The sequence below is a fragment of the Micromonospora sp. NPDC005220 genome (assembly GCF_040607895.1).
GTDB lineage: Bacteria > Actinomycetota > Actinomycetes > Mycobacteriales > Micromonosporaceae > Micromonospora.
Genome location: NZ_JBEXHP010000217.1, coordinates 1 through 2,500, shown reverse-complemented (window position 1 = coordinate 2,500; position 2,500 = coordinate 1). Strand labels below are relative to the sequence as shown.

Here is a 2,500-nt window from a genome sequence, read left to right as displayed (position 1 = left end):
CAGAGACTTGGCTGGCCCCCTTGTGAGGGGGCTGGAAGTCTGCCAGGCATGGCCTGGCCCTACATACCGATCACTGTGGTGGTGCTGGTGTGGGGCGGATCGGGTTGTGGGTTGGTCGTTTGTTGAGAATTGCACAGTGGACGCGAGCATCTTTGTGGTCAAGTTGTCAAGGGCGAACGGTGAATGCCTTGGCACCAGGAGCCGATGAAGGACGTGGGAGGCCGCGATAGGCCTGGGGGAGCTGTCAACCAAGCTGTGATCCCAGGGTGTCCGAATGGGGAAACCTGGCACCAGTCATGTGGTGTCACCCACACCTGAACACATAGGGTGTGTGGAGGGAACGCGGGGAAGTGAAACATCTCAGTACCCGCAGGAAGAGAAAACAATTTAGTGATTCCGTGAGTAGTGGCGAGCGAAAGCGGATTGAGGCTAAACCGGCTGCGTGTGATACCTGTCAGGGGTTGCGTGGTCGGGGTTGTGGGACCCTACTGAACAAGCTGACACTTGTTCGAGGAGTTATAAAGTCAGTGGCTAGTCGAACAGTCTGGAATGGCTGACCGTAGACGGTGAGAGTCCGGTAGGTGAAAGTTGCTGACCTTCTGTGGGTGTTCCCGAGTAGCGGCGGACCCCTGAAATCTGCCGTGAATCTGCCAGGACCACCTGGTAAGCCTAAATACTTCCTGGTGACCGATAGCGGACAAGTACCGTGAGGGAATGGTGAAAAGTACCCCGGGAGGGGAGTGAAATAGTACCTGAAACCGTTCGCCTACAATCCGTCGGAGCCTTGCGGGGTGACGGCGTGCCTTTTGAAGAATGAGCCTGCGAGTTAGTGGCATGTGGCGAGGTTAACCCGTGTGGGGGAGCCGTAGCGAAAGCGAGTCTGAATAGGGCGATTCAGTCGCGTGTCCTAGACCCGAAGCGGAGTGATCTAGCCATGGGCAGGCTGAAGCGCGGGTAAGACCGCGTGGAGGGCCGAACCCACCAATGTTGAAAAATTGGGGGATGACCTGTGGTTAGGGGTGAAAGGCCAATCAAACTCCGTGATAGCTGGTTCTCCCCGAAATGCATTTAGGTGCAGCGTCGCGTGTTTCTTGCCGGAGGTAGAGCACTGGATGGTCTAGGGGGCCCACAAGCTTACCGAAATCAGCCAAACTCCGAATGCCGGTAAGTGAGAGCGCGGCAGTGAGACTGCGGGGGATAAGCTTCGTAGTCGAGAGGGAAACAGCCCAGATCACCAGCTAAGGCCCCTAAGCGTGTGCTAAGTGGAAAAGGATGTGGGGTCGCACAGACAACCAGGAGGTTGGCTTAGAAGCAGCCACCCTTTAAAGAGTGCGTAATAGCTCACTGGTCAAGTGGTTCCGCGCCGACAATGTAGCGGGGCTCAAGCACACCGCCGAAGCTGTGGCATTCACATTTTAACCTCGCTTGGACTTGATTCCTTGTGCAGGTGTGTGGATGGGTAGGGGAGCGTCGTGCCGCGAGTGAAGCAGCGGGGTGACCCAGTTGTGGACGCGGCACGAGTGAGAATGCAGGCATGAGTAGCGAAAGAAGGGTGAGAAACCCTTCCGCCGGATGACCAAGGGTTCCAGGGCCAGGCTAATCCGCCCTGGGTGAGTCGGGACCTAAGGCGAGGCCGAGAGGCGTAGTCGATGGACAACGGGTTGATATTCCCGTACCCGCGAAAGAGCGTCCCTGATGAACCTCGTTGTGCTAACCACCCGAACCAGCTGATGTCTTCGGACTGATGCTGGGGAGCGTGGGAACCTGATGGGTAGTAGTCAAGCGATGGGGTGACGCAGGAAGGTAGCTGAGCCCGGCCGGTGGTTGTGCCGGGGTAAGCGTGTAGGCCGTGTTGTAGGCAAATCCGCAACACATGTTGGCTGAGACGTGATGCCGAGCCGATTCAGGTGAAGTCAGTGATCCTATGCTGCCGAGAAAAGCCTCTAGCGAGTTCTTAGCGGCCCGTACCCCAAACCGACACAGGTGGTCAGGTAGAGAATACCGAGGCGATCGGGCGAACTGTGGTTAAGGAACTCGGCAAATTGCCCCCGTAACTTAGGGAGAAGGGGGGCCGGAGACGTGAAGCCCCGCGCGGGTGGAGCGTTGTATGGCCGCAGAGAGCAGGGGGAAGCGACTGTTTACTAAAAACACAGGTCCATGCGAAGAAGTAATTCGATGTATATGGACTGACGCCTGCCCGGTGCTGGAACGTTAAGGGGACCTGTTAGCTCTTCGGGGCGAAGCGGAGAACTTAAGCGCCAGTAAACGGCGGTGGTAACTATAACCATCCTAAGGTAGCGAAATTCCTTGTCGGGTAAGTTCCGACCTGCACGAATGGCGTAACGACTTCCCCACTGTCTCAACCACAGGCCCGGCGAAATTGCAGTACGAGTAAAGATGCTCGTTACGCGCGGCAGGACGGAAAGACCCCGGGACCTTTACTATAGCTTGACATTGGTACTCGAATTAGCTTGTGTAGGATAGGTGGGAGCCGGTGAAG

General features: G+C 56.8%; 1 rRNA gene. It reads left to right on the top strand.

The features are described from left to right. Nucleotides 1–156: 156 nt before the first annotated feature. Nucleotides 157–2,500, top strand: a 23S ribosomal RNA gene (locus ABZU52_RS32110); the annotation flags it as partial.